The organism is Bosea sp. BIWAKO-01, from assembly GCF_001748145.1.
Classification (GTDB): domain Bacteria; phylum Pseudomonadota; class Alphaproteobacteria; order Rhizobiales; family Beijerinckiaceae; genus Allobosea.
On the sequence record NZ_BCQA01000001.1, the window covers coordinates 4,153,967 to 4,180,410 of the forward strand.

26 protein-coding genes, 1 tRNA gene and 1 pseudogene are annotated in these 26,444 nt (G+C 64.5%); 15 read left to right on the forward strand and 13 right to left on the reverse strand.

The annotated features are described in order from the left end of the window. The first annotated feature begins 367 nt into the window (after window positions 1–367). The 5 genes from BIWAKO_RS19380 to BIWAKO_RS19405 all read left to right on the forward strand — a co-directional run bounded on the left by BIWAKO_RS19380 (window position 368) and on the right by BIWAKO_RS19405 (window position 5,567). The gene (locus BIWAKO_RS19380) at window positions 368–1,255 is read left to right on the forward strand and encodes a hypothetical protein (protein WP_069880049.1); all 888 of its coding nucleotides are present in this window, start codon (window positions 368–370) and stop codon (window positions 1,253–1,255) included. Window positions 1,256–2,239: 984 nt separating this feature from the next. After that, window positions 2,240–2,887, forward strand: coding sequence for a hypothetical protein (locus BIWAKO_RS19390; RefSeq protein ID WP_069880051.1), 648 nt, complete (start codon window positions 2,240–2,242; stop codon window positions 2,885–2,887). A 277-nt stretch (window positions 2,888–3,164) separates the two neighbouring features. Next, entirely contained in the window at window positions 3,165–4,745 is a 1,581-nt protein-coding gene (locus BIWAKO_RS19395; RefSeq protein WP_069880052.1) for an AMP-binding protein, read from the forward strand. Window positions 4,746–4,781: 36 nt separating this feature from the next. Continuing rightward, on the forward strand, window positions 4,782–5,438 hold the full coding sequence (locus tag BIWAKO_RS19400; protein WP_176733358.1) for a DUF1190 domain-containing protein: 657 nt from the start codon (window positions 4,782–4,784) through the stop codon (window positions 5,436–5,438). Between the two features lie 43 nt (window positions 5,439–5,481). Beyond that, a tRNA-Leu gene (locus BIWAKO_RS19405) sits at window positions 5,482–5,567 on the forward strand. Window positions 5,568–5,593: 26 nt separating this feature from the next. Here BIWAKO_RS19405 and BIWAKO_RS19410 read toward each other — a convergent pair. Next, entirely contained in the window at window positions 5,594–6,205 is a 612-nt protein-coding gene (locus BIWAKO_RS19410) for a DUF938 domain-containing protein (protein ID WP_069880054.1), read from the reverse strand. Window positions 6,206–6,443: 238 nt separating this feature from the next. Between BIWAKO_RS19410 and BIWAKO_RS19415 the strand changes: the two genes are divergently transcribed. Together BIWAKO_RS19415 and BIWAKO_RS36690 are read left to right on the forward strand one after the other, a co-directional pair. After that, a complete protein-coding gene (locus tag BIWAKO_RS19415; protein WP_074471679.1) occupies window positions 6,444–7,706 on the forward strand; it encodes a hemolysin family protein in 1,263 nt (420 codons plus the stop codon). Window positions 7,707–7,749: 43 nt separating this feature from the next. Next, window positions 7,750–8,340 (forward strand): annotated as a pseudogene (locus tag BIWAKO_RS36690) (chromate transporter); the annotation flags it as partial. A gap of 518 nt (window positions 8,341–8,858) precedes the next feature. On the opposite strand, the gene BIWAKO_RS19425 reads toward BIWAKO_RS36690, so the two are convergent. The 3 genes from BIWAKO_RS19425 to BIWAKO_RS19435 all read right to left on the reverse strand — a co-directional run bounded on the left by BIWAKO_RS19425 (window position 8,859) and on the right by BIWAKO_RS19435 (window position 11,422). Further along, window positions 8,859–10,046: an FAD-dependent monooxygenase gene (locus BIWAKO_RS19425; protein ID WP_069882630.1), complete on the reverse strand. Its 1,188-nt coding sequence runs from the start codon at window positions 10,044–10,046 to the stop codon at window positions 8,859–8,861. Window positions 10,047–10,131: 85 nt separating this feature from the next. Then, a complete protein-coding gene (locus BIWAKO_RS19430) occupies window positions 10,132–10,383 on the reverse strand; it encodes a zinc-finger domain-containing protein (protein WP_069880056.1) in 252 nt (83 codons plus the stop codon). Between the two features lie 73 nt (window positions 10,384–10,456). Next, window positions 10,457–11,422, reverse strand: a complete 966-nt coding sequence (locus BIWAKO_RS19435; RefSeq protein WP_069882631.1) for a heparan-alpha-glucosaminide N-acetyltransferase — start codon at window positions 11,420–11,422, stop codon at window positions 10,457–10,459. A 95-nt stretch (window positions 11,423–11,517) separates the two neighbouring features. Here BIWAKO_RS19435 and BIWAKO_RS19440 point away from each other — a divergent pair, with 95 nt between their 5' ends. Both BIWAKO_RS19440 and cysE read left to right on the forward strand, forming a co-directional pair. Next, the gene (locus BIWAKO_RS19440; protein ID WP_069880057.1) at window positions 11,518–12,285 is read left to right on the forward strand and encodes an alpha/beta fold hydrolase; all 768 of its coding nucleotides are present in this window, start codon (window positions 11,518–11,520) and stop codon (window positions 12,283–12,285) included. Between the two features lie 184 nt (window positions 12,286–12,469). Then, entirely contained in the window at window positions 12,470–13,318 is an 849-nt protein-coding gene (gene cysE / locus BIWAKO_RS19445; protein ID WP_069880058.1) for a serine O-acetyltransferase, read from the forward strand. Here cysE and BIWAKO_RS19450 read toward each other — a convergent pair. After that, window positions 13,309–14,211: a LysR substrate-binding domain-containing protein gene (locus tag BIWAKO_RS19450; protein ID WP_069880059.1), complete on the reverse strand. Its 903-nt coding sequence runs from the start codon at window positions 14,209–14,211 to the stop codon at window positions 13,309–13,311. The genes cysE and BIWAKO_RS19450 overlap by 10 nt on opposite strands. A 127-nt stretch (window positions 14,212–14,338) precedes the next feature. Between BIWAKO_RS19450 and BIWAKO_RS19455 the strand changes: the two genes are divergently transcribed. Next, on the forward strand, window positions 14,339–15,661 hold the full coding sequence (locus tag BIWAKO_RS19455) for a serine hydroxymethyltransferase (RefSeq protein WP_069880060.1): 1,323 nt from the start codon (window positions 14,339–14,341) through the stop codon (window positions 15,659–15,661). A 139-nt stretch (window positions 15,662–15,800) separates the two neighbouring features. Here the strand turns inward: BIWAKO_RS19455 and BIWAKO_RS19460 are convergent, their stop codons facing one another. Beyond that, complete coding sequence (locus BIWAKO_RS19460; RefSeq protein ID WP_069882632.1) at window positions 15,801–17,177, reverse strand: serine hydrolase domain-containing protein; 1,377 nt, start codon at window positions 17,175–17,177, stop codon at window positions 15,801–15,803. Window positions 17,178–17,381: 204 nt separating this feature from the next. On the opposite strand from BIWAKO_RS19460, the gene BIWAKO_RS19465 reads away from it, so the two are divergent. Next, window positions 17,382–17,594, forward strand: coding sequence for a DUF3126 family protein (locus BIWAKO_RS19465; RefSeq protein ID WP_043237178.1), 213 nt, complete (start codon window positions 17,382–17,384; stop codon window positions 17,592–17,594). A 14-nt stretch (window positions 17,595–17,608) separates the two neighbouring features. Here the strand turns inward: BIWAKO_RS19465 and BIWAKO_RS19470 are convergent, their stop codons facing one another. After that, window positions 17,609–18,322, reverse strand: a complete 714-nt coding sequence (locus tag BIWAKO_RS19470; protein WP_069880061.1) for a hypothetical protein — start codon at window positions 18,320–18,322, stop codon at window positions 17,609–17,611. Window positions 18,323–18,506: 184 nt separating this feature from the next. On the opposite strand from BIWAKO_RS19470, the gene BIWAKO_RS19475 reads away from it, so the two are divergent. Together BIWAKO_RS19475 and BIWAKO_RS19480 are read left to right on the forward strand one after the other, a co-directional pair. Continuing rightward, the gene (locus tag BIWAKO_RS19475; protein ID WP_069882633.1) at window positions 18,507–18,836 is read left to right on the forward strand and encodes a DUF6949 family protein; all 330 of its coding nucleotides are present in this window, start codon (window positions 18,507–18,509) and stop codon (window positions 18,834–18,836) included. 58 nt (window positions 18,837–18,894) lie between these two features. Then, on the forward strand, window positions 18,895–19,425 hold the full coding sequence (locus BIWAKO_RS19480) for a gamma carbonic anhydrase family protein (RefSeq protein WP_069880062.1): 531 nt from the start codon (window positions 18,895–18,897) through the stop codon (window positions 19,423–19,425). Window positions 19,426–19,653: 228 nt separating this feature from the next. On the opposite strand, the gene BIWAKO_RS19485 is transcribed toward BIWAKO_RS19480, so the two are convergent. The 3 genes from BIWAKO_RS19485 to BIWAKO_RS19495 all read right to left on the reverse strand — a co-directional run bounded on the left by BIWAKO_RS19485 (window position 19,654) and on the right by BIWAKO_RS19495 (window position 22,018). Next, complete coding sequence (locus BIWAKO_RS19485) at window positions 19,654–20,277, reverse strand: transglutaminase-like cysteine peptidase (protein WP_069880063.1); 624 nt, start codon at window positions 20,275–20,277, stop codon at window positions 19,654–19,656. A gap of 503 nt (window positions 20,278–20,780) precedes the next feature. Continuing rightward, window positions 20,781–21,395: a PilZ domain-containing protein gene (locus BIWAKO_RS19490; RefSeq protein WP_069880064.1), complete on the reverse strand. Its 615-nt coding sequence runs from the start codon at window positions 21,393–21,395 to the stop codon at window positions 20,781–20,783. A 59-nt stretch (window positions 21,396–21,454) separates the two neighbouring features. Further along, window positions 21,455–22,018, reverse strand: a complete 564-nt coding sequence (locus BIWAKO_RS19495; protein WP_244523487.1) for a PAS domain-containing protein — start codon at window positions 22,016–22,018, stop codon at window positions 21,455–21,457. Between the two features lie 440 nt (window positions 22,019–22,458). Here BIWAKO_RS19495 and BIWAKO_RS19500 point away from each other — a divergent pair, with 440 nt between their 5' ends. Further along, window positions 22,459–23,280, forward strand: a complete 822-nt coding sequence (locus tag BIWAKO_RS19500; RefSeq protein ID WP_176733359.1) for a rhomboid family intramembrane serine protease — start codon at window positions 22,459–22,461, stop codon at window positions 23,278–23,280. Window positions 23,281–23,476: 196 nt separating this feature from the next. Further along, a complete protein-coding gene (locus BIWAKO_RS19505; RefSeq protein WP_069880066.1) occupies window positions 23,477–23,908 on the forward strand; it encodes a CBS domain-containing protein in 432 nt (143 codons plus the stop codon). Between the two features lie 33 nt (window positions 23,909–23,941). On the opposite strand, the gene BIWAKO_RS19510 is transcribed toward BIWAKO_RS19505, so the two are convergent. The 3 genes from BIWAKO_RS19510 to folE form a co-directional block, all read right to left on the reverse strand. Beyond that, the gene (locus tag BIWAKO_RS19510; RefSeq protein WP_069880067.1) at window positions 23,942–24,976 is read right to left on the reverse strand and encodes a patatin-like phospholipase family protein; all 1,035 of its coding nucleotides are present in this window, start codon (window positions 24,974–24,976) and stop codon (window positions 23,942–23,944) included. 141 nt (window positions 24,977–25,117) lie between these two features. Further along, window positions 25,118–25,528 carry a phosphoribosyl-AMP cyclohydrolase gene (hisI, locus tag BIWAKO_RS19515; protein ID WP_069880068.1) on the reverse strand — a complete coding sequence of 137 codons (411 nt, stop codon included), beginning with the start codon at window positions 25,526–25,528 and terminating at the stop codon, window positions 25,118–25,120. A 90-nt stretch (window positions 25,529–25,618) separates the two neighbouring features. Continuing rightward, window positions 25,619–26,260: a GTP cyclohydrolase I FolE gene (folE, locus tag BIWAKO_RS19520; protein WP_069880069.1), complete on the reverse strand. Its 642-nt coding sequence runs from the start codon at window positions 26,258–26,260 to the stop codon at window positions 25,619–25,621. Window positions 26,261–26,444 lie beyond the last annotated feature (184 nt).

The following is a 26,444-nucleotide window of genomic DNA, read 5'->3' on the forward strand; positions in this document are numbered from 1 at the left end:
GCGGCGCATGGCGCAGCGACGCGAGTTTTCTCTGGCAGAGAGTGGAAGGCGACCATGGTGCCTGCCCGCTGCGCTGCTTCTTCAGGCCTCGCGTACAAGCCCGGTAACTCAGGTCGGGCGAGCGCTGGGGAGGAGGGGGAGCCCGGCACGAGGCAGGCAACGTCTCGGCCAGTTCGTCATCGCCTTAACAGCTTTTGCATGGTTTGCCGTTACGTCATGGCGGGGGCGATCGGGCTGCGAGCGTCGATGCGCAAGCCGGGGAAGGCAGGCGCGGCGGTGTGTGCCCTTTCCCGGGGGCATAGTTTGCAGCGCGACCTCGCTGATGGCAGCCCGAAATGAGAAGAGCAGGACGGTGAGGGGAAGGGCAATGCAGCAAAGGCCAGGATTTCTGGAGAATTCCGTCATCATCGGCGCCCACCCCGACGATGAACTGCTCTGGTTCAATTCCATTCTGCGCGACGCTGACGAGGTCATCATCGTCTACCGCCATTTCTGGGGGAAGCCCGGGATTGGTGAAGCGCGGGCTGCCGCGATCGCCGAATATCCCCGCGGCAACGTCACCTGCCTCGATGTGGACGAGTCGGGCGCCTATGGCTGCGCCAACTGGGCCGATCCCGTGCTGACCGGGGCCGGCATCGGTTTCGGCATAGAGGCCGAGCGCCGGGCAATGACGCGCATCGCCCGCAAGTCCGTTGCAGCCCTGCCGGCGGTGAAGCTCGAGCGCATCGCCGCCGCCAGCGTATCCAGGGCCTATGAAGCGAATTTTCAGATCATATGCGAGTTGCTGAGACGGCGCCTGCGGCCCGAGATGAACGTCTTCACGCATAATCCCTGGGGCGAGTACGGACATGAAGAGCATATCCAGGTGTTCCGCGCCCTGAATTTGCTGCGCGAGGAGATCGGCTTTCGGCTCTGGATGTCGAATTACTGCACTGAACGCGCCTTGCCCCTGGCGATGCGTCATTTCTCGCGTGCGCCTGGTGATTACATCAGATTGCCGACCGACAAGGTCTTCGCCAATGCGGTCGCGGCCGTCTACCGCAAGCACAATTGCTGGACCTGGGACGATAATTGGGCATGGTTCGACGAGGAATGCTTCATGGAAGCGCCGCGGGAGGCCTCGACGACGGCAGCGCACCGGCACCTCTTTCCGCTCAATTTCTTCACCATTGGCGAGGAGCGGCCCAGGAATTGGCTGCCCGTGGCCATGACGATATCGGCGGCGTTCGCGTTCACCCTTGCCGAGGCAATCTGAACCGGACGGAATCTGGGTTTGGCGCTCGCTCTGGCGGTTCAGGTCCGGCGGGCGCCCTGCCAATCGTACCGAACGCAGTCGCGGCGGCGATGCGGGTGAGGAGAACTGCCTAAAGTCTTGGGGCGTCGTCGTTTCCTGGATGCGCGGCCATCCCTCGCACTGCTCTGCTTTGGCTTCATTGAGACACAACATTTGTTGTGGTGCACATTTCTGCCGCAAATCAAGGGTAGTGAGCGGTTGCCCGGCAGGGTTCGGCAAGTTCAAATCGCCAACTCTGTGCCTGCGCTTAAGCCTATCATCGCTATCCATATCTTCTTCTTGGTCATAAGTCCGAGATCCTTCTCTCTATGATCGATTGACGTTCCCGCGAACGAGGGGGTCGCGGAGAGTTATATTGTCAATCATCATAAGAAAAAAGAAAGGGACGGAATGATTTCATTCCATCAACTTAAGACTCGCAGCATCAGCGCTGGAGCGCTGTTCCTCCTGGCCACCTGCCTGGTTGTCATCTTCGCCATTGCACAGGCACGTGCCGAAACCCGGCCCCGCTCCGGAGTCGCTTCGTCGTCTCCGGCAGCCTCATCTCATTCAGCGCGCGATTGGGTGGCTAATGATCTACCGGAAGTGGCCCCGCCCCGGCGCGATGGCAGCCTTCGCCTCACGGGAGATCGTGCGGCTGCGGGAGCGGCCAATGCCGGACGTCGTCCTGTAGCAGCGGCCAATCGCAGTCGCCTTCCTGCGCCAGCGACCGATGCCGGTCGTGCTCTTCCGGCGGAGGCCAGTGCCGAGCGTCCGTCTGCGGCAGAGACCATTGCTGATCATCCTCTTGCGACAGAGGTCAGTGCCGAGCGTTCGGCTGCGGCAGACGCCATCGCTGACCATCCTCTCGCGGCAGAGGTCAGTGCCGATCATCCCCCTGCGTCCGAGGCCAATGCTGTTTCGAGCATCGTCGCGGACAGTGTTACAGCGCCGGCCGCCAAGTTCGTGAGCTCGGCGCTGCGGCCGATCACCTTCAGCCTGCTGATCGCCAAGCCTGGGGAGTTGCTGAAGTCAGCCATCAAGGTGATGCATCTGCTCGGCATCATTCTGGGGCTGGGCGCCGCGACGGTCCTCGATCTCGTGATCGTCAAGTTCCTTATTTCCGGAAAGATCAAGTCTGACCAGATTGCAATGGTCAAATTCATGACCGGTATCGTATCGGCTGGCCTCGCGGTGCTCTGGATTTCCGGAATTCTGTACCTGACGCATTACGCGGTGTTTGATCCGGTCAAGCTCTGGAATGAGAAGGTCTGGGCCAAGATCGCGATCGTCGGCGTTCTTACGATCAACGGCTATTTCATCCACCATACGGTGCTGCCGCTGATGGAAAAGCAGATCGGGCGGTCACTCTTCGCCGGTCTGACGCGCAAGCAGATTGCGATGATGATGGTCTTCGGCACGGTCTCGGCGACATCCTGGTATGTGCCGCTGATTCTGGGCGCCATGCCGCATTTCAACTTCATCGTGCCGGCTCCGCGGCTGCTCGTGGCCTATGCGCTCATCCTGCTCATCGCCATCGCAGCGACCCAAGGCTTGGTCGACACCATCCGGCGTCGCGGCGTCCTGGAGCCCCGGCTGCAACCCGCAATCTGACGCTGCCACGACTGTCTGCGCGCCCGTTCAGTGCGCAGCCTGGACTGCAAATCGATGGGCGGTTGCCTGGTCGCGAATGACCAAGGCAACCGCCCTTTTGCGTTCGACGGGGAACTGCGCCCCAAATGGGCACCGACGTCATTGTGCTGGATCTGGCTGGATGCAAAGCAATTCGAGTGGAGAGCGAGGGGCTCTCCGCCGCATTCGCGTTGAAACCATGCGGCATCCCGCTACGGTGAACGTTCAAAGGAAACGCCAGCCGGGAGCAGAGCCAGATATGGCCGCCACCGACATGACCGCGTCGGCTTTCGACGCAAAAGCAGCGCGCATCACGCTGTTCCGGGCGCTGCTTCAGGCTGTTGCACGGCATGGCAAGCAACGTGTCGCGCTCGAGGATCCCGAGCGCCAGCCAGTGACCTTCGGCCGGCTCGTACTGGGAGCGCTGGTTCTCGGACGAAAGCTCGCCGTGGGCACGGAGCTGGGAGAGCGCGTCGGGCTGATGCTGCCCAATGTCCAGGGCATGGCCGTGACGTTGTTCGGGCTTTCTGCCTTCGGTCGCGTGCCGGCACTGCTGAACTTCACAGCGGGGGTGAAGAACCTGCGGGCCGCGGCCGAACTCGCCAGCTTGCGGACGATCGTCACCTCGCGCCGCTTCGTCAACCAGGCCAAACTCGACGATGAGATCGCAGCACTCGGCGAGGGCAGGCGGGTCGTCTATCTCGAGGATATCCGTCGGGACTTGACCAGTTTCGACAAGATGCTGGCCGCCATCCAAAGTCTCGCTCCGGCATTTGCGCTGCGGGCCTATGAGCGACAGCCGGATGATCCGGCTGTCGTGCTGTTCACCTCGGGCACCGAGGGCAAGCCGAAGGGCGTCGTGCTCAGCCACGCCAATCTGGTTTCGAATACCCGCCAGATCTTTGCGCTTGCAGCAGGCTTTCTCTCCGAGCGCGACATCGTCATGAACGCGCTGCCGGCCTTCCATTCCTTCGGCCTGACCGCAGGGCTGCTGATGCCGCTGCTGCACGGCATGAAGGTCGTGCTCTATCCGAGCCCGCTTCATTACAAGCAGGTGCCGAAGCTGATCGGCGAAATGGGTTGCACCTTCCTGTTCTCGACCGACACGTTCCTGCAGGGTTATGCGCGCGCTGCCGATCCCGACGATCTGAAGAGCGTGCGCTATGTCGTGGCCGGAGCCGAGCGGGTGAAGCCAGAGACTCGCGCGATGTGGCAGCCCTACGACACGACGATCCTCGAAGGCTATGGCTGTACCGAATGCTCGCCGGTGCTCGCCTGCAACACCCCGGTCGCGACCCGCGAGGGCAGCGTCGGAAAGCTGCTGCCGGGCATCGAGGCGCGGCTCGATCCGGTCGAAGGCATTCACGAAGGCGGGCGGCTGAACGTCCGCGGCCCGAACGTGATGCTGGGCTATCTCAGCGCAGACGAGCCCGGACGCGTCGCTCCCCCCGAAGGCGGCTGGCACGATACCGGGGACATCGTGGTGCTCGAGGACGGCTTCGTCAGCATCCGCGGCAGGGCCAAGCGATTCGCCAAGCTCGGCGGCGAGATGGTCTCGCTGGCTGCGGTGGAATCAATGGTGGCGGCCCTCTGGCCCGGGTTCAATCATGTCGTCGTCGCGCTACCGGATGTGCGCAAGGGCGAGCAACTCGTGCTGGTCACCGAAAAACCTGATGCCGACAAGGCTGCGTTGCAGGCGGCGGCGAAACAGCAGGGCTTCCCTGAGCTGTGGACGCCGCGCGCAATTTTGGTCGCACGCGCGATTCCGGTGCTGGGCAACGGCAAGATCGACTATGGTGCGACGCGCGAGCTTGCGTCGACGATGCGGGCGCTGCTGTGACGCCATAATTCTACGGTTAATGCCCGAGTCATGATCATGACGGCCGCCTCTTCCCTCGTCGCAATGATGCGCATCGCAGCGCTCCTGCCGGCTCTTTCCTTTGCTGGCCCCGCCGATCTCGCGGCGCAGGCGCCGAGCCAGACCTACGAGCGGCGGGACGAATGCATCGAGGCGGGACGGCTCACTGCGGCGCAATGCGATTTCGCCTATCGCAATGCCCGGGCCGAATTCGAGGAGAAGGCGCCACGCTATGCGTCGCGCGCCCTGTGCGAGCGCAGCCACAAGCGCTGTGGTGCACAGGTTTCCTCGACGGGCGGCTGGGACTCCTTTGGCCGCGGCGGCGCGACCTATGTGCCGCGCTTCACCGGTATCCGCGTCACCGGGGAGGGAACTGCGAGCCGTGCCCTGCCCGTGGTCGAGGGCGCGACGAAGATCGCCTTCACCGGCCGCTCGATCACGATACTCGAGGACAAGATCGGTGGGCGGCGTGGCGTCATCGGCCAGGCCAGCTCGATCGGGAGAGGCGGGCGCGGTCACGATCCGCAGGAGAGCGGCCCCTATGTGAAGCGTGGCGACCGTGACGACACCGTGCGCGTGCCGATGGAGCAGAAGCGCATCGGCTCCGATGTTGCGCCGGGGCTCTATGTCGATCCTGACGGCGTCGAGTGGTACAAGCCCGCTCGCCGGCATTGAGGCGCTTGCGCCCGCCGTCTGCTGTCGCTAGGGCTGCGTCCATGCGGACGTGGCGAAACTGGTAGACGCACGAGACTTAAAATCTTGCGCCCTAAAGGCTTGCGGGTTCGAGTCCCGCCGTCCGCACCAAGTTTGCCTTGCAGCGATTGCGCGGATCAGCCGCGCAGTCCACGCCGAAACACCAGGCTCAGATTGTTCGCCGGCATCTCGGTTACGTCCGGCTCACCAAACCCTGCCTGTTTGGCCAGTGCAACGACATCTTCGAGTTCGCGCAAGCCCCATTCCGCGTTGCGGGCGCGCAGGCTTTCATCGAAAGCGAGGTTGCTCGGCTCGAGGGCGCGACCAGGCCGGCGATAGGGCCCGTAGAGATAGAGCGGAGCGCCTTCCGGCAGCAGCTTGCCGGCCTGCGTCATCAGCCCCCGCGTCGCGGCCAAGGGCGAGATATGGATCATGTTGATGCAGATGATGGCATCGGCGGAGCGGACAGGCCATTCGGCCGCTGCGGCATCGAGCTGAACGGGTGGACGAATATTGGCGAGCCCGCTTTCCCTGATCCAGGCCGCAGTACTGATGAGCGCATCCTGATCAGGGTCCGAGGGCTGGAAGGTCAGTGTCGGCAGGGCGGCGGCGAAATGGCTGACATGCTCGCCCGAGCCGCTGGCGATCTCCAGGACCAGACCGGTCGCTGGAAGGATTTTGCGCAGGATATCGAGGATCGGCTCACGATTGCGCAGTGTCGCGGGGGCGAAGAGGCGTGGATCAGTCATGGCTCGCGGCGTGCTCCGGAAGTATCGACACTGTCATCGAAGGCTAGGTAGAACATTCATCTCACCTGCCCCGTTACAGTTAAGGCACGGAGCTTCTTCGCGCCCGCCAAAATTTCGCTATCACAAACTTCAAGCTTACCCATCGCCAAGTCGTCGCGATGCGCTATAAGGAGCGCGAAAGCAGGTCGATATTGAGTGCGGCCCTGCATGCTGCGGGCGGGTTTTGTTAACCGAGATCCTGATTGTCGTCGCGTTGACCGTCATTAACGGTCTTCTCGCCATGTCTGAACTCGCAGTGGTCTCCTCCCGTCCGGCGCGGCTCAAAGTTCTCAGCGATCAAGGCAGCAAGGGGGCCGCGACGGCGATACGCCTCGCCGAGCATCCCGGCCGGTTCCTGTCGACGGTGCAGATCGGCATCACGCTGGTCGGCGTCCTGTCCGGTGCTTTCTCCGGCGCGACCCTGGGTGCGCGTCTGTCGCAATGGTTGATGGAGCAAGGGTTCTCCAACGCTGTCTCCGATGGGCTTGGCGTCGGAACGGTCGTGGTCGCCATTACCTATCTCTCGCTGATCATTGGCGAATTGGTCCCGAAGCAGGTCGCGCTGCGTGATCCCGAGCGGGTGGCGGCCCGCGTTGCGCCGATGATGTCGTTCCTGTCGCGCATCGGCGCGCCACTGGTCTTCCTGCTCGATGTCTCCGGCAAGGCCGTGCTGGCGCTGCTCGGGCAGAAGGGCGAGTCGGAAGAAAGGGTGACCGAGGAAGAGGTTCGCACCATCATTGCCGAGGCCGAAACGGCCGGCGTGCTGGAGCGCGACGAGCGCGAGATGATCTCGGGCGTGATGCGCCTTGCCGATCGCTCGGCCCGCGCGCTGATGACGCCGCGCCGCGAGGTCGAGGTCATCGATCTTTCCGATACGGCCGAGGAGATTCGCGCGCAGGTTCGTGCCTCCAAACGCTCCCGGCTCCCGGTTCAGGATGGCGAGTCGGACGCGATCGTCGGCGTTATCGTGGTCAAGGATATGGTCGACTTCCTGTCCGCCGGCAGCACCGAGGATCTTCGCGCCCTGGTGCAGGAAGCACCGGTGGTGATGGACACCGCCAATGCCCTGCATGTGTTGCGGGAGATCAAGTCCTCGCGCGTCCACATGGCGCTGGTCTTTGACGAATACGGCCATTTCGAAGGCATCATTACTCCTGGCGACGTGCTGGAGGCGATCACTGGCGTCTTCCAGGAGGAAGATGCGGACGAGCCGCCGATCGTCACGCGCGCCGACGGCTCCTATCTCGTTGCAGGCTGGATGCAGGTGGACGAGTTCTCGCACGAACTCGGCATCCACATTCCGCGCGATGCCGATTTCCAGACGGTTGCCGGCTTCATCCTGGCCGAACTCAACCATCTGCCCAATGTCGGAGAGTTCTTCGAGAAGGGCCATTGGCGCTTCGAGGTGGTCGATCTCGACGGACGCCGCATCGACAAGATACTGGTGAGCCGGCTGGATTGAGTACTCCCTCCGCCCTTGCACCGGCAGGCCCGGTGCAAGGCGCAGCGTCTGGACCCAGACCGGCAGTTGCTTCAGCGCCCTGGCAGTTGTCATGTCCGGCGGGGCCTATGCTGTGCTGGTCTATGTGGCGCAGGCCGCGGTCGAGACCTATGGCTGGCTCGCGGCCGGCGATATGGGCGATGGGCTCGGCCTTGCCGAGACGACACCTGGCCCGTTGATCCTTGTGCTGCAATTCTCCGGCTTTCTCGCCGGCTTCCGCGCCCCAGGCAGCCTTCCGCCGATCCTGGCCGGGGGCATGGGCGCGCTACTGACGCTCTGGGTGACATTTGCGCCCTGTTTCCTCTGGATTTTCCTGGGCGCGCCTTACGTCGAGGCGCTGCGCGGCAACAGGGGGCTCTCGGCGGCGTCGAGCGCGATCACGGCCGCCGTGGTCGGCGTGATCGCGAACCTCGCGCTCTGGTTCGGGCTGCACGTCCTGTTCCGCGAAATCCGGCGTGTGGAGCTGCTTGGCCTCGCACCCGACCTGCCGGTCCTGACTTCGCTCGACTGGCGCGGAGCCGTGCTCGCGCTCGCCGCGATGATCGCAATGCTGCGCTTCAAGGTCGCGATGATCCCGACGCTTGCCGCCTGCGCGCCTCCTGCTGTCGAGGCTATCTGCCTGAGAGCCCAGAGCATCGCGCCGAAGAGTGGAAGCCACCTTTCGGAGACATTCGATGCTGCGCAAAGAGATCGTTCGCCACTTTGCGTCCGGTCGGACGCATGGCGAGCGGGTCAGCGCCGCGGCTGCTCGCCAGGCTCGATGATGCGGTACTCGGCATCGATAACCTCGACGCGCGCAGTACCGGGACGGACCGGAGCGAAGGGATCGCGCTGGTCGAATCCAGCAGCCTTCAGCTTGCTCTTCAGGCGCCAGGCCGCGATCGCGCCGGCAGCAAGCACGACGGGAATCAGGATCAGGGCGAGGCTCGCTGCGAGGAGGAACAGCGTCACGCCAAGAACGAGGCTTGCTGCCATGGTCAGCCAGGAGGCCCAGCGCGGCATGCGAGTCCTCTGGCCGGCGAGCTGCTCGTAGAGATTGACGCGGATCATGTGGTCTCCATCCGATGGGTCCACATTAGAGATAGGAAGTGAATGCGGCGAAGGCGAGATGCCCTAGGCTTGCAATCGCCAATCGTAGAGCCAGTCGAGACGATGGCGCATGCCCTCGGGCCCAAGGCGGCGCATTGCGAAGTTGCGCGCGATAGTCCAGGGCCAGTCCAAATGATAGGCCCGGCCGTTGCTACGGCTCGTGGCCTGGACGCGCCGGGCACGGTCCTGCCGGGCAGTCGCATAGGCCGCGAGCGCTGCCGGGAGCGCTGCGGCGCCGCCCTGCTGGAGATGAACCGTCAGTTCCTGCGTCAGGACGCCGGCGTCCTCGATTGCCAGCGCGGCACCTTGCGCCATGAAAGGCAGGACCGGATGGGCGGCATCGCCGAGCAGGGCGATCCGCCCCTGTGCCATCGCTGCGGGCTGCCGGTCGAAGAGAGACCAGACCAGCCAGTGGGGTGCCGCTGTCGCAAGCCTGTGCAGCACGGGCTCGGCCTTGGTGAGATGAGCGGCAAGTTGCCCGGGCTCACCGTCGCGGGACCAGCCCTCGCGCGCCTCCTTCGCTTCGCGAATGACGACGAGATTGGTCTCGCGACCACCGGAGACAGGGTAATGCACGGCATGGCGGCCAGGGCCGAGATGCAGGGTCACGACGCCGGACGCGGCGCGGCCGCCGGCGTTGGGTACCAGGGTCCGCCAGGCCTCATAGCCGGTGAAGACCGGCGGAGCGGTATCGCCGATGAGTTCGCGGCTACGCGACCAGAGCCCGTCGGCGCCAACCAGTGCCAGTGCCGAAATGGTTTCCATCTGACCGGCTTCGGTCGCGAGCGTCGCGGTGATGCCGTCCGCGTTCTGGGAGATGTCGCGCAGGCCGCGGCCGACGATGAGGCGGATGCCGGGCAGGGAACGGGCGGCGTCGAGCAGAAGAGTGTGAAGGTCGGTTCGGCGTATGGTGCGGAAGGGGGGGGCGGCGCCGGCGGTGGTCATCGGCATTTCAGTCAGCGGAGAACCGTCCTGCCAGCGTCGCACAACGAGGCGTTCGGCAACCACAGAGGCGCGCTTGACAGCCAGGCCGAGATCGAGAGCTTCGAGAACATGCCCGGCATTTGGCGAAAGCTGGATGCCCGCACCAGTTTCCCCGAAGCCAGTGCGCTTTTCCGCGACCGTCACGGAGAAGCCGCGCCGCGCCAGTGCAATGGCGGCTGTAAGCCCGCCGATGCCGGAGCCGGCGATCAGGATATGGGGAGCGGACACGGCTGTCTTCGGCAATTGGATGCGCCAGAAACCGGAACGACCGGTCGCGATCGGAAGCGGCGGGCGCCTTGAACGCCGGCGCCCGTCACGCGGCCTTGGCTGCCTCGTGATGGGCGCATTCCGGCGGTGTGCAGGCGCCTGCCGATAGCGAGGGCTCGTATTTGAACAAGGTCGAGCAATAGGGGCAGATGATCTCGCCGTCTGAGCCCATGTCGAGGAAGACATGCGGGTGATCGAAGGGCGGCTTGGCCCCGATGCACATGAATTCCTTCGCGCCGACATGAATGACGGCAACGCCGGGCTGGTTATGGAAATGCGGGATGCCCGTATCGGCCATGGATCATGCTCTTGCGTTGATTTGCCCCACCTCTAACCCGTCACGCCGGCCCGCGCCAGTGTGCGCAAGCGCCTCAGGGCGCCCGGAAGCAAGCACCAGCGATGGACCCGGTGCGCGCGCTTTCCTCGCGGGTGAGCGTGTTCGACAGGACTTTCCGCCAGAGTCCGTCGCGCTTGAGGCCATCGATCGCGCAGTTGCAGGCCTTTTCGCACACTTGCAGCGAGGTTTCGGCGCTGACACAGCTGCGCAGGCAGGAGATCAGAAACGGGCGAGCTTCCTGCTCGGGGCCGACGGCCAGCCGCATCACGATGAGCAGCACTCCGATGAAGATCGGCTGGTGCAGCAGATAGACGCTCAGGCTGTGCCGCCCGCCCCAGGCAATGACGCGGGCGGGGAGCGAACGCGCCTGCCAGTGACTCCAGCTTCCCTGTCTGACGAGCGCCACCTTCCCGAGAAACATGCCTGCCAGCACGCATCCGAACCAGGGTACGATCGGTACGAAATCGGCGGTTACCCCGGAGAGATGGGCGAAACCGAGCCAGAGCAGCCAGGGCTGATCGAGCATTTGCGGCGGAGGAAGCAGTGGCAGTGCGAATAACAGGGCGCTGAACAAGAGCAGGACAGCGGCCGGCAGTCGCAGGAAGGGCAGGGCGAGCACGCTGGAGAGCGCGATATTGTGGAGGATGCCGAAGTAGATGAAGCTCTCCGGCATGGCGAACCAGGTCGCGATCGTGACCAGCGCTGCGGCGCCCGCGACCATGGCCAGCCGGCGGAAATAGGCGGGCAGGTTCACGCCCCTGCGCGTCGCCAGCACCAAGCTGAAGCCGACGATGGTCAGGAAGGACCCTGCGATCAGGCGGGCGAACGCGCTCCAGCCGGGATGGGCGGGGACATTGGTTGCAATTAGGTCAAAATGGGAAAGATCATAGGCGAAGTGGTAGACGAACATCGCCAGCAGAGCGAGGCCGCGGGCAAGATCGACAAGGTCGATCCGGCGGCTTGGAAGCGACGATGTCGGGGCCGTCTCGGCGTGGCTCATATCAGCCTTCATAGGCAAGCGGCGGAAACACAGCTACACAAAGTCGCTCCTGCATGGCAGGTGAAGCAGACCCCCCGCAGCTTCCGCGACGTGCCATGCAGAAATTCTCCTCGGACGGCGTCAATCTCGCCTTCATCGACCTCGCCCCGACCAATGACGCGCCGCGCGGCGAGAGCATCATCCTGGTCCATGGCTTTGCCTCCAGCCACATGGTCAACTGGGTCAATACGCAATGGACGAAGACATTGACCCATGCGGGTTACCGGGTCGTTGCGCTCGACAATCGCGGCCACGGCCAGAGCGACAAACCGCATGAGCCGGAGGCCTATTCGTCGCACATCATGGCGGAGGATGTACGCCGCCTGATGGACCACCTCGAAATCGCGCGGGCGGATGTGATGGGGTATTCGATGGGCGCGCGTATCTCGGCCCATCTCGCACTTGCCCATCCGCAGCGCCTGCGTTCGCTGCTGCTCGGCGGACTCGGCATCCATCTTGTCGAGGGCGTCGGCCTGCCGCTCGGCATTGCAGATGCGATGGAGGCTCCTTCCCTCGATGTCCTGAGCGACCCGATGCAGCGGATGTTTCGTGCCTTTGCGGACGCCAACAAGAGCGATCTCAAGGCGCTCGCAGCCTGCATTCGCGGGTCGCGGCAGACGCTCACGCCAGACGAGGTCGGCCGTATCGCGATGCCGACTCTGGTCAGCGTCGGAACCAAGGACGATGTCGCGGGCTCCGGGCAGGAGCTCGCTGCTCTCATTCCGAATGCGGAGGCTTTCGCGATCGAGGGGCGTGATCACAACCTCGCAGTCGGCGACAAGACCCATAAGCAGGCGGTGCTCGATTTCCTGAGATGGCTCTGAGCCGACGATTTCATCGCCCCGCGATGACATGCCGGCGGATGCAGTGCTTTGGGGCAGATATCCCAGGTTTGATGCCGGCTTCTCTGCGGTCCAGGCAGGGCAAGGCCGCGTTCTTGTTTGGCATTGCAGCATGCCGCCGTGCTAGAGTGCCGTTCTGAAACACACCGCATTCCGGAGAACGATCATGCCGTCAGGGCGCTCCGTCGTAGAATCGCGCCACCCGGTCACCGGACTCGACAGGGTCGATCCGGTTTGGACCCGGCTGCGGCGCGAGGCCGAACAGGCGCTCGGCATCGAGCCAGCGCTGGGCGGCCTGATTCTGGCCTCGATTCTCAACCAGCCGAGTTTCGAGGCAGTGGTCGGCCATCGCGTGGCGGCGCGGCTCGCGCATCCCGCGCTTGGGGCGGATCTGATCGAGCAGGCCTTTGCCGAGGCCATCGCTGCCGACCCCGAGATCGCGCAAGGCATGCGCGCCGATGTTCTCGCGGTGCTCGACCGCGACCCGGCCTGCAAGCGGCTGATCGAGCCCGTGCTGTTCTTCAAAGGCTTCCACGCGCTGCAGGGCCACCGGCTAGCGCATTGGCTGCTCAACCAGGGGCGCCGCGATTTCGCGCTTTATCTGCAGAGCCGTTCCTCCGAAGTATTCCAGACCGACATCAATCCAGCGGCGCGGATCGGCAAGGGCATTTTCCTCGACCATGCGACGGGGCTCGTGGTCGGCGAGACGACTGTGATCGAGGATGATGTCTCGATGTTGCAGGACGTGACGCTGGGGGGCACCGGCAAGGAGAGCGGCGACCGCCATCCGAAGATCCGCAAGGGTGTCCTGATCGGCGCCGGCGCCAAGATCCTCGGCAATATCGAAGTCGGCAAATGCGCTCGTGTCGCAGCCGGTTCAGTCGTGCTGACTGCGGTGCCGCGCAACACCACCGTTGCCGGCGTACCCGCAAAGGTGGTCGGGGAAGCTGGCTGTGCCGAGCCGTCGCGCTCCATGGACCAGATTCTCGCCGGCGACTGCGGCGCTCACATCTGAGCCCCACCCCGTCCTGACACCCGCAGCCAGTCTGCGACCTCCTGGCGGCGGGGGTGGCCTTGTGCCGGCAACAGCAGGGTCATCCGGTCCGGCGTCGTCAACGCAGGTCCAAGCGGCGCGACCAGCCGACCATCGGCAAGGTAGGGCTGGAGCAGGCTGAGCCGGCCCATCAGCACGCCAGCACCTGACAGTGCAGCATCGAGCGCGACGCTGTAGAGCGAGAATGACGGGCCACGCGCCGGGTCGACGATCTCGCCGGCATCGGTCGAGGCCAGCCAGCGTGCCCAGTCGCTGCGCCAGACCGCGTCGTGCAGCAAGGTCTCATGGGCAAGGCCGGCAACGGTCTGGAGCCGGGATGCCAGGGCGGGAGAGCAGACCGGTGTGATCGCATCTGGGTCGAACGCGAGCGCCGATGGCGCGGCCTTGCCGTCCGCCAGATAGAAGATGGCGATGTCGCAAAGCTCGTGCCTTGTGTTCGGTGGTTGCTCCATGGCCGAGACCGAGACCTGCAATCCGGGGAACGCTTGCTGAAGCCCGGCAAGACGCGGTGAGAGCCATAGCTGGGCGATGCAGGGCAGGGCGGCGACGGTGAGGGTGCGGCTCTCATGTCCGCCGCCCAGTTCCTGCATCGACGATGCCAGCAGATCGAAGCCACGGCTGAGGTGCGGCAGCGCCGCACGGGCAGCCGGTGTCAAGGCGACACCTTGTGGCAACCGCCGGAAGAGCTGGGCCCCGAGCGCTGCCTCCAGCTGTCTGATCTGCTGCGTCACCGCGCCAGCCGTCACTCCGAGTTCCTCTGCTGCCTTGGCAAAGCTCTCGCAGCGGGCGGCGGCCTCGAAGGCGCGGAGCGCATTGAGTGGAGGCAGGCGGGGGCGTGGTGGCGTCACGGGCATGGCGACCTGTCGGAGCCTTAGATTTTCTCTGTCTCGCGGCGACGATAACTCGTTTGCGCCAGCCGCGGCAAACGGCTCCAATCATGATGTTCCGCGCGTTGCGGTTCGACCGGATGGAGAAACGGACATGGCGGCGTTGGGCAGGCGCGACTGGGTGCCAGCGGCAAGCGAGGACTATGTGCTCACGGTCGCCGAGACCGTCGCCTTGCAGGATCTCGATGCGACCGAACGGGCGATCCAGGCGTTGACGACGGAGAACCGGGCTATCCACGAGCGCGACTGCGTCAATCTCAACCCCGCAACCAACATCATGAACCCGAAGGCGGAGGCGGCGCTCTCGGCCGGTCTGGGCGCGCGGCCTTCGCTCGGTTACCCCGGCGACAAATATGAGATGGGGCTCGAGGCGATCGAGAAGATCGAGATCATTGCCGCGGAGCTTGCAGCACAGGTCTTTGGCGCCCGCTATGCTGAAATCCGGGTGCCATCGGGTGCCATCGCCAATCTCTATGCGTTCATGGCTGTGGCGAAGGCGGGGGACTGCATCATCGCGCCGCCTGGCGATATCGGCGGGCATGTCACCCATCATGGCGCCGGCGCAGCAGGACTCTACGGTATCATCACCCATCCCGCGCCGGTCGACGCGCTGAACTACACCGTCGATCTCGGCAGGCTGCGTGAGGACGCGCTGCGTCTCCGCCCGAAGCTGATCAGCATCGGCGGCAGCCTCAACCTGTTCGCGCATCCGATCCGCGAGATCCGTGCCATCGCGGACGAGGTCGGAGCGATCGTGCTGTTCGATGCCGCCCATATGTCCGGCATGATCGCCGGCCATGCCTGGCAGCAACCGCTGCAGGAGGGAGCACATCTGATGACGATGAGCACCTACAAGAGCCTGGGCGGTCCGCCTTCGGGCCTGATCGTCACCAATGACGCCGACCTTGCCAAGAAGCTCGATGCCATCGCCTATCCCGGCCTGACCGCCAATTTCGACGCGGCAAAATCGGCGTCTCTCGCCATTACGCTGCTCGACTGGAAGGCGCATGGCCGCGCCTATGCGCAGATGATGGCACAGACCGCCAAGGCGCTGGCCGATGCCCTTGTCGAACGGCAGGTCCCGGTCTTCGCGCGCGATCGCGGCATCACGACATCGCATCAGTTCGCCATCGAGGCGGCCCCTTACGGCGGCGGGCAGGCGGCTGCGAAACGGCTGCGTGAGGTCAATATCCTGAGTTGCGGGATCGGCCTGCCGATCGTGCCCGTCGCAGGCGATGTCAACGGCCTGCGGCTCGGGACGCCCGAGATCGTGCGCTTCGGCATGACGCCTGCCGACATGCCGGAACTCGCCGGCTATATCGCCGAAGGCCTGAGCGGGGCTCGGCCCGCCGAGGCCGTTGCACGGGATGTCACGGCCTTGCGCAGCCGCTTCACGAAGCTGCACTTCATGCGCTGACCGGTGGCGGCTGTCGGGCAGGTGCGTACCCGGCGCCGAAGACCCATCCAACGGCCCGAAACGTCGATCGCGGTTTTCGGGCCGATGAAAATACGGAAGATCAGCTCATCGGACCGGATAGGAGATCCGGTCCGATGAGCTAATCGCGGTCCTTCGCATAGCGATCAAGCATCTCGGCGCGCAGCGCAGCCTCGGAGACGAGATGGGCGCCGCCGAGCCAGATCGACTCGATTGCGCCGGTGCTGTCGCGGACCAGGCGCGCCGTCTCACCCGGGCTGTTGAAGCCCGATGCCTTGCTCAGACGGCCCTGGTCAGGAGCCTCGACCGCGATCTCTGCGGCGTCGAGGAAGGGCGTGAAGAGGGCCGGGCTGGCGCAGAGCACCTTGTTGCCGACGGGGACGAGATCGCCGCAGGACCAGATGCTCCACCAGCGCCCGACCCAGCCTTCCGTCTCGGGCGAGGGGCCACCTTCATCGGAGAATGTCCGGACGATGTGGAGGATGCCGTCGAGCCATTGATGGGCCAGACCGTCAATGGCGTTGGTCAGGACCGAGATCGTCAGGTCCTGCTGCGGCAGGACGGCGGTGCGGGTGATGAAGCCCTGGAAACCACCGGAATGGCCGAACCATTTCCAGTCGCCATGTCCGCCGGAAATCGTGCCAAGGCCGTAATGGCGGCCAAGGCTGGCTTCGTCGTCGGGCCAGAGACGGCGGCTCATCTCGCGGCGGCTGAGCGGCGACAGGATGCTGCGCTCTGCCTGCGGCGAGAGCTGCGCGAAGTAACGTGCGACGTCTGCTGCAGTGGCCACGAAGCCGGCAGCGGAGGTCATGGCGTGTCCGGGGTTGTCTCCGGGAATGACCACCCTGCGCCCGAGGGGCATTCTGGGGCTATGACCCTTGGCCATGGGGCGGTCTACCCAGAGCCCGATATCAGGGCGGGTTTCGCTGAGTTGCGCAGGCGCGACGACCTCGGCGGCAATCCAGTCACGATAGGCCTGGCCCGTCACGGCTTCGATGACGAGGCCGAGAAGGCCGAAGCCATGGTTCGAGTATTTGAAGCGCTGCGAGGGCGCAAAGGGTTGCGCAACCGAGAGATCGGCGATCAGCTCGTCTTTGCTGAGATAGGGCTTGCGGTCGAAGAACTGGCCGTTGTCGGCGCCATCTCGGGTCAGGCCGGCGCTGTTCGAGAGCAGCTGCGCCAGGGTCACGGCGGCGACGTCAGGATGCAGGCCGGTGACACAGCTGCCGACCTTGTCATCGAGCCTGATGCGGCCCGCCTCGACCAGCCGCAGGATCCCGGCTGCCGTGAAGGTCTTGGAATGCGAGGCGATGCGAAAGCCATGGCGCGGCGTCAGCGGTTCTCCGGTTTCGATGTCGGCACTGCCGAAGGCAGCCTCCAGGACGATCTTCTGGCCGCTCGCGATGGCCACGGCGCAGCCCGGCTGATCGTGATGGCGGCGCTGGAATTCAAGCCAGCTCGAGACATAATTCAGGGCAGCGGGCAGCCAGGGCGTCATCGGGCAATCCATCATTGGCGATGTGGGGAATGAAGCATGGCACGATCACCGCGAGGGCGGCAGATATGCAGGAGCAAGCGCTGTCATGCGAGCGTGACGCAGCGCGAGGTTCGGATCTCCGGTTGAACGAGGCCGGAACAGCGTTTCGCTTGCCCTCGCAGCCCGGTCATGGCATCCGTCCCGCCACTCTGAAAGGACCAACCAGTGGACAAGACAGAACTCGCCAAGCTCGAAGCCTATCTTCGGCGCACCTTCGCCAATCATGGCATCAGCGTGCGGGCGCGCATGAAGAAGACCGATTCGGCCGAGGTTTATCTGGGTGAAGAGTTCATCGGCATCATCCATGTCGACGACGAGGATGGCGACCGCTCGTTCAACTTCACCATGGCAATCCTCGACGTCGATCTCGAAGACTGAGGGCCATCAGCGGCTCAGCGCATCATCCCATCGATGGTGCGCCTGACGCCGCCGACCATCAGCTCCCAGTCGGCAATGACGGCGCGCGGGAAGCGGATGTTCACGTCAAGCCCGCGGTGCCGGAAGGTGACGCGGCAAAGTTCGTCGAGAGGGGCGGGGCCGGTGTTCACCGGGCAGCGCGCTGCAAAGCCTCGCCCATCCGGGACCGAGACGTAGAGCTCGTCGCCCTCATAGGGTGAGCCCTTGCGGAAGCCGCGTACGACAAGCCCGCCCGGATTGGACCAGACTGTCGGGGTCAGGAAGCGGGCATAGACTGAGAGCTGTGTCGCCGGTTCGTTGACCTTGTCGGGCGGGCTCAACGTGACCAGCAGCTTGCGTCGGCTTTGGGCGGTCACGGGACCGAAACTCGGCCAGTCGAGACGCAGCCGGGTCATGCCGACCACCCGCTCGCTGTCTTCATGTTCGGCGCCGGCCAGATCCTGTGGAACCAGAAGCGAGACCTGGCCGACGCGCGCTGGCTGGTGCTGGGTCACAGGAGCTGCCGCCAGGCGATGGCCGTAGAGAGCGTATCCGGTTGCTGCGGCGGCAACCAGCAGGATTGCAGCTGCCGCCTTCCACAGCGCGCCGTCAGCGCGAGGCAGGGGCGGGGGCGGCCGATTCAGGCGTGCGCGAACCACGGTCGTGAGGCCGGCGGCGCGTTGGGGCGAATGGTGCGCGTATGCGGTCAAGATCCAAGCACCTCGATAACAGGTGCCAATGACTGAAACAGACGCGCCTTAATGCTCCGTAAACCATGCGGATTGCGCGAGGATTGCCGCGCGGCGCAAGGGTTAACCATCGCTAACGAGATTTCTTCACACTTCGTAAACCATGCGGCACAGTGCAGGTGCGTTCTCGCCCGGAGCCGTGACGTTGCGTATCGAACCCGCTGCCGTCGAGGCACTCCAGTCCCTGTTCATCGGCTTCGCCTTTGCCGGGCTGATGGCGAGCGCCTTCGAGCTGTTCACCGAGAAGCGTGCTGATTTCCAGCTGCTGCAGACGGGAGGGCTGGCCGCGGTCGCGAGCGTGCCGGTCGTTGTCTTCAGCGCGCCGTTTCTCATCCTTCGCAATACCGTGAGGGGCCGCCGCAGCGATGGCCGGCCCTTTGCCTTCGTCATGCTGGCGAGCATGGCGGCGTCTCTCTGGAGCGTCGCCTCGGGGCGTGTGGTGCTCGACCTGCTGCATTACGTCGGCGGCGCTTGACGGAGCGGCCGAACGCCCTGCAATCCTCGCTGCAGGTTTGCAGAAGGATGATCCACCCATGCCGCTCTATTCGCTCGACGGGACTGCCCCCGAATGCCCTGCCGAAGGCCAGTGGTGGCTTGCGCCTGACGCGCACGTGATCGGCAGGGTGAAGCTCGCAGCCGGCGTCGGGATCTGGTTCGGCGCAGTGCTGCGTGGCGACAATGAATGGATCGAAATCGGCGAAGGCAGCAATATCCAGGAGGGCTGCGTCCTGCACACCGATATGGGCTCGCCGCTGCGCGTCGGCGCGGGCTGCACCATCGGCCACCGGGCGATCCTGCATGGCTGCATCATCGGAGAGAACAGCCTGATCGGGATGGGCGCAACGGTGCTGAACGGCGCGAAAATCGGCCGCAACAGCCTGGTGGGCGCCAATGCTCTCGTGACCGAGGGCAAGGAGTTTCCGGAGAACTCGCTGATCGTGGGGTCGCCTGCCCGCGCCATCCGCACGCTCGACGAGGCGGCGATTGCCGGCATTGCAGGCTCGGCCCGTGCCTATGTCGCGCGCTGGAAGCAGTTTGCCGCCGGGCTCAAGCAGATCGGCTGAAGGCCGATGCAAACACTGAGGTTCAGGTCCGAGGACCGGGCACGAAATCTGGTCCGGTGATCCAACCGCACTGGACTGGGCCGGAAACGAGACGGGCCGACGCCTCGGGGGGAAGCGTCGGCCCTATGGCGAAACCCGGCCTGGGGACGGGGTGGGGTGGGGACGTGACCGAGCCTCGCCGTCCATGTGGCCGCGGCAGCGTGGTGCTGCGGCCAATCTTGTTCGTCTTCAGCGAGCCGAAGCGACAGTCGGCGTCGAGAGGCCGCCGAGCGAGGTCCAGCCCGTCTGATACTGCGACTCGCGCTTGACGTAGACGTAGCCGGTCTGGCTCCACGGCAGGATCGCGTTGCGCTTGTTGTCGAGCACATAGTCGCCGCGATCCGTGCGGATCATCAGCACGGCGTGGCCGGCATTCTCCTCGTCGATCACGACCGTCATCAGCATGGCGCGACGGGGCACGCCGGCTTCGGCAAGACGCTTGCGCTTGAGCAGCGCGTAATCCTCGCAGTCGCCCTTGCCGTCGGTCGGGATGTCCCAGCGATCGACGACGCCCCAGTGATCCTGGTCCGTGATCGCTTCGATCTCCCGATTTGTCTTGTTGTTGAGAGCGATAATCGTCTTCCAGAGCTTTGGCGTCATCTCGACACGCTCGGGCTCCTGAGTATTGACCGCGCATTCGACCGGATTGCGCTTGCAGAAATCCGTCCAGGCATAAGGCGCCCGGGCATCGCCCGAGGCCGCAATCGGCATGGCGGCGGCCGGCAGAGCTGCAACCTGTTGGGCCTGAACCGATGAAATTCCAGCAACAGCGATCAGCGCTGCCAGAACCGTACCCCGATGAATAGAAAGCATGTCGTCCCCTTTCCTGTCCCTGGGGCAGACGATGCGTGAGGCGGATGGACGTCGTTTGAAATGGAAACAAGCAATTTTATGTAATCAGGCGCTCCGTATTCGGATCATCCGACAGTATAAATCAGCTCCAAATGCCGAAGTAAGAAATGTGAGCGCTGCGTTCTCGATTCGTTAACTGTGGTGGGTCTGAACGTTGTGGGCAGGTTTCATTAACGCTGTGGGGAAACGCGACGAGGCGCGCGCCCGGCTGAGGGCTGCGAGCCGCCCGCATGTCGCATTCCGTTCAGGCGAGGCGTATGACCGGAATCCGTAGACGAGCCCATGTGGGCGCGCTCCGTCATGGCTCTCGGATTTCAGTGCGGTCGTCCCGGATGATGCCGTTCGTGGCCGGCATCGACGGGCTGAGCCCGGCCTAGATTCCGGAACAGCCAGAGCGCGCCGACGCTCGGGCGTCATGCATGAGACGATGTCTTGAAAGGGAGAGGGGCGATGACCCGCCCGGGTCAGAGCTCGAGATTCTCGTCGAGCACATCGGCAGAGAGCGGGAAGCGGAACTCCGCCGCGTAGCCACCATCGAACCGGCGGACAACCTTGGCTGCCGTGCCGCCGATCTTGACCGGCGTGTTGATCGGCAGTTGCTGCTCAGTCGAAAAGGCGACGCCCGACAACGAGATGTCGATCACCCGTACGACGTGCTCCGAGCCGTCATCGAGGGTCAGCATCGAGCGGGGATTGCGCGGAATGATGCGCTCGTGACGCCGATCCTCCGGCAGTCCCAGTTCATCGCGATTGGCCAGCCATGTCAGCTGGGCGGTGAATTTCTCGCGCTTGCGGCTGGTCGCGGTGATGGTCATCGCGAAGCCTTCCAGCGTGGAGCGGACGGCAATGCCCTCAATACGCCCGAGATGTTCGAGATAGACGATGACCCGCTCGCCGGGATGGGCCTTGGCGGGAGCGACGAGATGCAGGCCGCCCGGGGAGATGTCGACTGTCTGGCAAGGGTATTCCATGCGGTTCGGAAGCATGTAGCGTCCGAGCAGCACAACCTTCATACGCTGATGCCGCCTGCGCTCGACAGGGCGGATGGCCGTACGGGAAGTGTGCTGCGCGCTAAGCATCGGATCAGCCTGATTTGGGCCGACACTAGCGGCGGGAGGGTTAACGATACGTTCGCTCTTCAGTTTCTACCGCCTGGAAGGACCAGGAATTTCGGCGGCATGGAGCGTGCAACGGGTTCAGGAGCGCGCTGGCTATGGGCCGAAGGCCACAGCATTCGGAGCGAGATCATGCGCATGGACGCCAAGGTGTCGAGCCCAAGCCATTCCGGCGTCAGGGCGGGCGAGAGCGCTCCCAGAACGCGTGCATGGGTCCGCCCGCGATAACGCAGCGGCAGCAACAGCAGTTCGAGATAGACGGGAGAGCCGTTCATCGTCTCGGCCGAGAGGCCAGCGACGGCGCCGGCGGATTCATCCATCACGGTTTGTACGAGGCGGCGCATTTCGCCCTGGGCTTCCACGTCCGGCCAGAGCGCAGCAAAGGCGCGTCCGCGCAGTTCGCTGCCGAAGAGTGCACAGAGCCGCGTGCCGGCCAGCCGAAAGACAGGCCCGATCGGCTCATTCTCGAGAACGAACGTGTCGGCGAGGGCATGACGCAGCGCACCTGGTTCGATCTCGCCCCGTTCCGGCGCGGACCGCTCGCCGCGCAGCACGTCCCAGTAATCGAACACAAGGCGGGTGCTCATGTTTTTCATTCTGACATCCTGTCCTGTCTGCGTACGCCGCAAGTCCGAATACGTGTCGCAAAGACACATATTCGTCAGAGCGCGGGACGTTTCGGTCCCTGCCGAATCGCGAGACGCAGTGGGCATGCCGTCTTGCCATGGGGGACGGGCAGGACGACGGGCGCAGGCTCGTTAGGGTTAACGAAATCTTAGCATTGTGGATAACCCGTTAAAATGCTTATCAAATGCAAGATAATTCGAGGGCCGGCCGCGAGGCGGGGCCTGGGGGCAATCGGGGTGAATGGGGGGGCGTGACCGTACTGCCGATGCTTCGCGCAGCGGCAGGGCCACAGCCGAGAAGGGGGAGGGCCGGTGGCTCTCCCCTTTTTCATTCGGCCCGCGCAAAAGGAAGCACTGGCCGGCTTGCGTCACAGGTGCGGCTTCGGCAAGGGTTGCGTAGCATGTCCCAGATTCCTGCCGGCCCGTCGGCCCCGCCACAGCGCGAACCGATCCTGAACCTGCCATCCGCCGTCGTCTGGCTGATTGCCGCGCTCGCGCTGATCCAGGCCGGGCGCTCCGTGCTGTCGGAGTATGACGACTTCGTCCTGATGTCCTGGCTCGCTTTCGTGCCGGCGCGGCTGAGCCTCTGGCTCGACCCCAGCCGTGCGCAGGACATGCTCGCCGAGTTGACGCAAAGGATGGCCGGGCAGGATCTGGCAGACCGGTTGCAGCTTGTGCGGTTGCTGATTGCCGATGGCGGCCCGCGCCTCTGGACCTTGCTCACCTATGGTCTGCTGCACGGCTCCTGGGTGCATCTGCTGTCAAACGTCGTCTGGCTTGCGGCCTTCGGCAGTCCGGTGGCGCGTCGCCTTGGAACCGGGCGCTTTCTGAATCTGATGGCGCTTTCGACGATCGGCGGCGCTCTGCTGCACTGGTGGTCACGCGATCTCGATGTGCTGCCTTTGGTCGGCGCCTCCGCGGCCGTTTCAGGAGCGACTGCCGCTGCGATCCGCTTCGTCTTCGCACCTGGCTTGCGCTTCGGTGGGTTGGCGGATGACGCCGTGGTGCGCTCGATTCCTGCGGAACCTTTCGGGCAGCTCTGGCGCAATCCGCGCTCTCTGATCTTCATCGTGATCTGGTTCGCCACGAATTTCCTGTTCGGAGCGGGGCTGGTTCCGATCCTGGGCGAGGACACCAGCATTGCCTGGGAGGCGCATATCGGCGGCTTTCTCGTCGGACTCCTGCTGTTCCCGCTGCTCGATCGCGGCGCGGTACGGCGCTGAGCGGTCCTGAAGTCGCCAATCAGCCCGCGGCGTCGCGCCATTCGCCTTGCCGTCGCCCCGGTCTTCGCACACACTCCCGGTTCTGCGAAGGGCTTGCGGCGGCCTCTTTGGCGACTTGACCCGTCATCGGCCGGGCAACGCTCCCGTTGATTTCGCGCGCCAGGGCGATGGCGCGCCAAACAGGAGGAACGCGTTCATGAACGTCGCGCAGATTCTCGGGAACAAGGGGCACGATGTCATCTCGGTGCAGCCGCATCGTACGCTCGCCGAGGCAATCCGCACGCTTGGCGAGAAGCGTATCGGCGCAGTCGTGGTCACTGGCGCTGACGGCAGCTTGCTCGGAATCCTGTCCGAAAGAGACATCATCCGCGCTCTTGCCGAAACTGGGACGGCCGCATTGGAAAGCCCTGTCTCGCGGATCATGACGGCCAAGGTCGTTACCTGCCGCCATGAGACCAGCGTCGATGAGTTGATGGAGCTGATGACGGTGGGCCGTTTCCGCCATGTTCCGGTGCTTGAAAACGGGCGGGTCACGGGGATCGTCTCGATCGGGGACGTCGTGAAGCACCGTGTCGCCGAGATCGAGGCCGAGAGCCGGGCCATGCGGGATTATATCGCGATGGCCTGAGGCCGGTCTGCCCTGCAGAGCTTGCAGCCGGGATCAGTCGGCCGCGATGTGATTGCTCGCGACCATGGCCGCGATCTCGTCGAGCGCGCGCCGTGCGGCGACGCGGCCGAGTTCCATGGCCTCATCGGCTCGATGGAAATCGAACAGGCCGACCTTGGCGAGCTTGGGTCCGATCATGACGTCGGGCGGGTCGCCGGCCAGCCGTGAGCGCGAGATGCGATCCTGGGTGATGTTGAAGGCATCGACCATCACGCCGGCGAGCCCGGGCTGATCGTTGCTGGCGCGGCCAAGGAAGCCGCGCATGCGCCGTGCCGCACCGCTGATGCCGTCCAGCCAGCGCGAAGTCGGGCGAATGTCGAGCTCGGGCAGGGGATCGGGGTCCGGATCCGAGCTGTGGTTCTGGATGGTGGTGCCGCGTCCCGAGAGGTCGCTGTTGAGATTGACGCAGATCACGACATCGGCGCCAAGCGCCCGTGCGGCGGTGACTGGCACAGGGTTGACCAGTGCGCCGTCCATCAGCCAGCGCCCGCCGAGCTTCACCGGATCGAAGACGCCGGGCAGCGCGTAGGAGGCACGCAGGGCCTCGACGAGCGGGCCATGGGTCAGCCAGATTTCGTGTCCCGTGCCGAGCTCTGTCGCCACGGCGACGAAGCGCTGCGGCAGGGCCTCGATGCGGATGCCGACAAGGTCGCGTTCAAGCAGACGCTTCAGGCGACCACCGGAGATGAGGCCCGCGCCACCGATGTGGAAGTCCATCAGTCCGACGACACGGCGCTTGGTCAGCCCGATCGCGAATTCGGTCAGCGCCGGCAGCTTTCCCGCGGAAAAGCAGCCGCCGACCACGGCCCCGATCGATGTTCCGGCAATGACATCGGGGGCGAAGCCCGCTTCAGTCAGGACCTCGATCACGCCGATATGGGCCCAGCCGCGCGCAGCTCCGCCACCGAGAGCAAGGCCGATCCTGGGTCTGCTGCTGCGCCGTAGCAGCGGTTCGGTACTAAGATCATTCATAGAGGCCACGCCGCCGCCCATTCCAAAGGCCCGTCGAGCAATACCATCCCATAACATGATCCCGACCCTCCGCGGGTGGACCATCGTCTCGCGAGAAAGTGAGGAGAACCTGAATCACACGCGCGACGGTTGCGCCTAACAAGCGGATTTGACAGAAAAATGTTAGATTGGTGAAAGGATTACCAACGCGGGCCTGCGTCACGTGGCGACCAGGGTGAGAGGTTCGGCTGCGGCATCGCGCAGCGGCTTCACCCGGTAAAAGCACGAGTGCCGGCCCGTGTGGCAGCAACCGCCATCGCCTGCGACCTTCACCTTCAGCCAAATGGCATCCTGGTCGCAGTCGACGCGCATCTCGAGGATGGTCTGGACCTGCCCGGAGGTGGCGCCCTTGTGCCAGAGCTCCTTGCGCGAGCGCGACCAGTACCAGGCTTCCCCCGTCGCGATACTGCGTTGAAGGGCTTCGGCATTCATATGGGCGACCATCAGGAGTTCGCCCGTCTCGGCGTCGGTTGTCACACAAGTGACGAGGCCGCTGGTGTCGAAGCGCGGCGCCAGCGTCGTGCCTTCCTCGAGCGTGTGCTTGTCGGAGAAAACGGGGAAGCTGGACATTGGCGGCTCCGCAGCAGGACAGGGCGCATCCCGCGAGGCGCCCTCTATCATGGCTGCGGTGGTTATCGCCAATGCCGCGTCGCGCCAATCCTACAGGCCAGGCGACTTGACCATGGTGAAGAAGCGGACCTGTTCGGCAGGGTCCTTGAACACGCCGGTATATTGCGTGGTCAGCGTCGATGAGCCCTGCTTCAGCACGCCACGCATCGACATGCACATATGCTCGGCCTCGACCAGGACGGCGACGCCGCGCGGTTCGAGTGCCTTGTCGATGATCCGGGCGATCTGCGCCGTCATGGCCTCCTGGGTCTGGAGGCGCCGGGCGTAGACATCGACGATGCGCGCCAGCTTCGACAGGCCGACCACTCCCTTGGCGGGGTAGTAACCGATATGCGCCTTGCCGACGAAAGGCACCATGTGGTGCTCGCAATGCGAATGGAACGGGATGTCGCGGACGAGGACCATGTCCTGATAATTGTCGACCTCCTCGAAGACCCGGTCGAGGATCTCGTCGGGATTTTCGGAGTAGCCCCTGTAGAATTCCTTGTAGGCCTTGGCGACGCGCTGCGGCGTTTCCAGCAGGCCTTCGCGGGAGGGGTCGTCGCCCGCCCACAGAAGGAGGGTCCGAACAGCCTCCTCAGCCTCTTCCTGGGTCGGACGCCTGTCTAGAAACTTGTCAGCGGAGGGGCTGAGAGCCCTCTCGACGGACAAGGACTTAACCACAGGGATCATGTGGTGCCTCCCGTTACGGTTCGTGTCCCAAGGCCTAGCGATGCAGATTCGGCGGGTCGCCGTGACATCACGTCGCCTCGTAAGAATTGCGACAAGTTCTGCTCCTGCGGCATCATCGGGCGCCACCCATCTCCCGCACGCAGGCGTTCCACCCTATATTGGAACCGCGCGCCGGTCATTCCAG

Bases quoted from the DNA above. Each gene is read 5' to 3' on its own strand.
- BIWAKO_RS19380 (WP_069880049.1), top strand. From the start codon at position 368: ATGCAGCAAAGGCCAGGATTTCTGGAGAATTCCGTCATCATCGGCGCC.
- BIWAKO_RS19395 (WP_069880052.1), top strand. From the start codon at position 3,165: ATGGCCGCCACCGACATGACCGCGTCGGCTTTCGACGCAAAAGCAGCG.
- BIWAKO_RS19400 (WP_176733358.1), top strand. From the start codon at position 4,782: ATGACGGCCGCCTCTTCCCTCGTCGCAATGATGCGCATCGCAGCGCTC.
- BIWAKO_RS19410 (WP_069880054.1), bottom strand. From the start codon at position 6,205: ATGACTGATCCACGCCTCTTCGCCCCCGCGACACTGCGCAATCGTGAG.
- BIWAKO_RS19430 (WP_069880056.1), bottom strand. From the start codon at position 10,383: ATGGCCGATACGGGCATCCCGCATTTCCATAACCAGCCCGGCGTTGCC.
- BIWAKO_RS19435 (WP_069882631.1), bottom strand. From the start codon at position 11,422: ATGAGCCACGCCGAGACGGCCCCGACATCGTCGCTTCCAAGCCGCCGG.
- BIWAKO_RS19440 (WP_069880057.1), top strand. From the start codon at position 11,518: ATGCAGAAATTCTCCTCGGACGGCGTCAATCTCGCCTTCATCGACCTC.
- cysE (WP_069880058.1), top strand. From the start codon at position 12,470: ATGCCGTCAGGGCGCTCCGTCGTAGAATCGCGCCACCCGGTCACCGGA.
- BIWAKO_RS19450 (WP_069880059.1), bottom strand. From the start codon at position 14,211: ATGCCCGTGACGCCACCACGCCCCCGCCTGCCTCCACTCAATGCGCTC.
- BIWAKO_RS19455 (WP_069880060.1), top strand. From the start codon at position 14,339: ATGGCGGCGTTGGGCAGGCGCGACTGGGTGCCAGCGGCAAGCGAGGAC.
- BIWAKO_RS19460 (WP_069882632.1), bottom strand. From the start codon at position 17,177: ATGACGCCCTGGCTGCCCGCTGCCCTGAATTATGTCTCGAGCTGGCTT.
- BIWAKO_RS19480 (WP_069880062.1), top strand. From the start codon at position 18,895: ATGCCGCTCTATTCGCTCGACGGGACTGCCCCCGAATGCCCTGCCGAA.
- BIWAKO_RS19485 (WP_069880063.1), bottom strand. From the start codon at position 20,277: ATGCTTTCTATTCATCGGGGTACGGTTCTGGCAGCGCTGATCGCTGTT.
- BIWAKO_RS19490 (WP_069880064.1), bottom strand. From the start codon at position 21,395: ATGCTTAGCGCGCAGCACACTTCCCGTACGGCCATCCGCCCTGTCGAG.
- BIWAKO_RS19495 (WP_244523487.1), bottom strand. From the start codon at position 22,018: ATGAGCACCCGCCTTGTGTTCGATTACTGGGACGTGCTGCGCGGCGAG.
- BIWAKO_RS19500 (WP_176733359.1), top strand. From the start codon at position 22,459: ATGTCCCAGATTCCTGCCGGCCCGTCGGCCCCGCCACAGCGCGAACCG.
- BIWAKO_RS19505 (WP_069880066.1), top strand. From the start codon at position 23,477: ATGAACGTCGCGCAGATTCTCGGGAACAAGGGGCACGATGTCATCTCG.
- BIWAKO_RS19510 (WP_069880067.1), bottom strand. From the start codon at position 24,976: ATGTTATGGGATGGTATTGCTCGACGGGCCTTTGGAATGGGCGGCGGC.
- hisI (WP_069880068.1), bottom strand. From the start codon at position 25,528: ATGTCCAGCTTCCCCGTTTTCTCCGACAAGCACACGCTCGAGGAAGGC.
- folE (WP_069880069.1), bottom strand. From the start codon at position 26,260: ATGATCCCTGTGGTTAAGTCCTTGTCCGTCGAGAGGGCTCTCAGCCCC.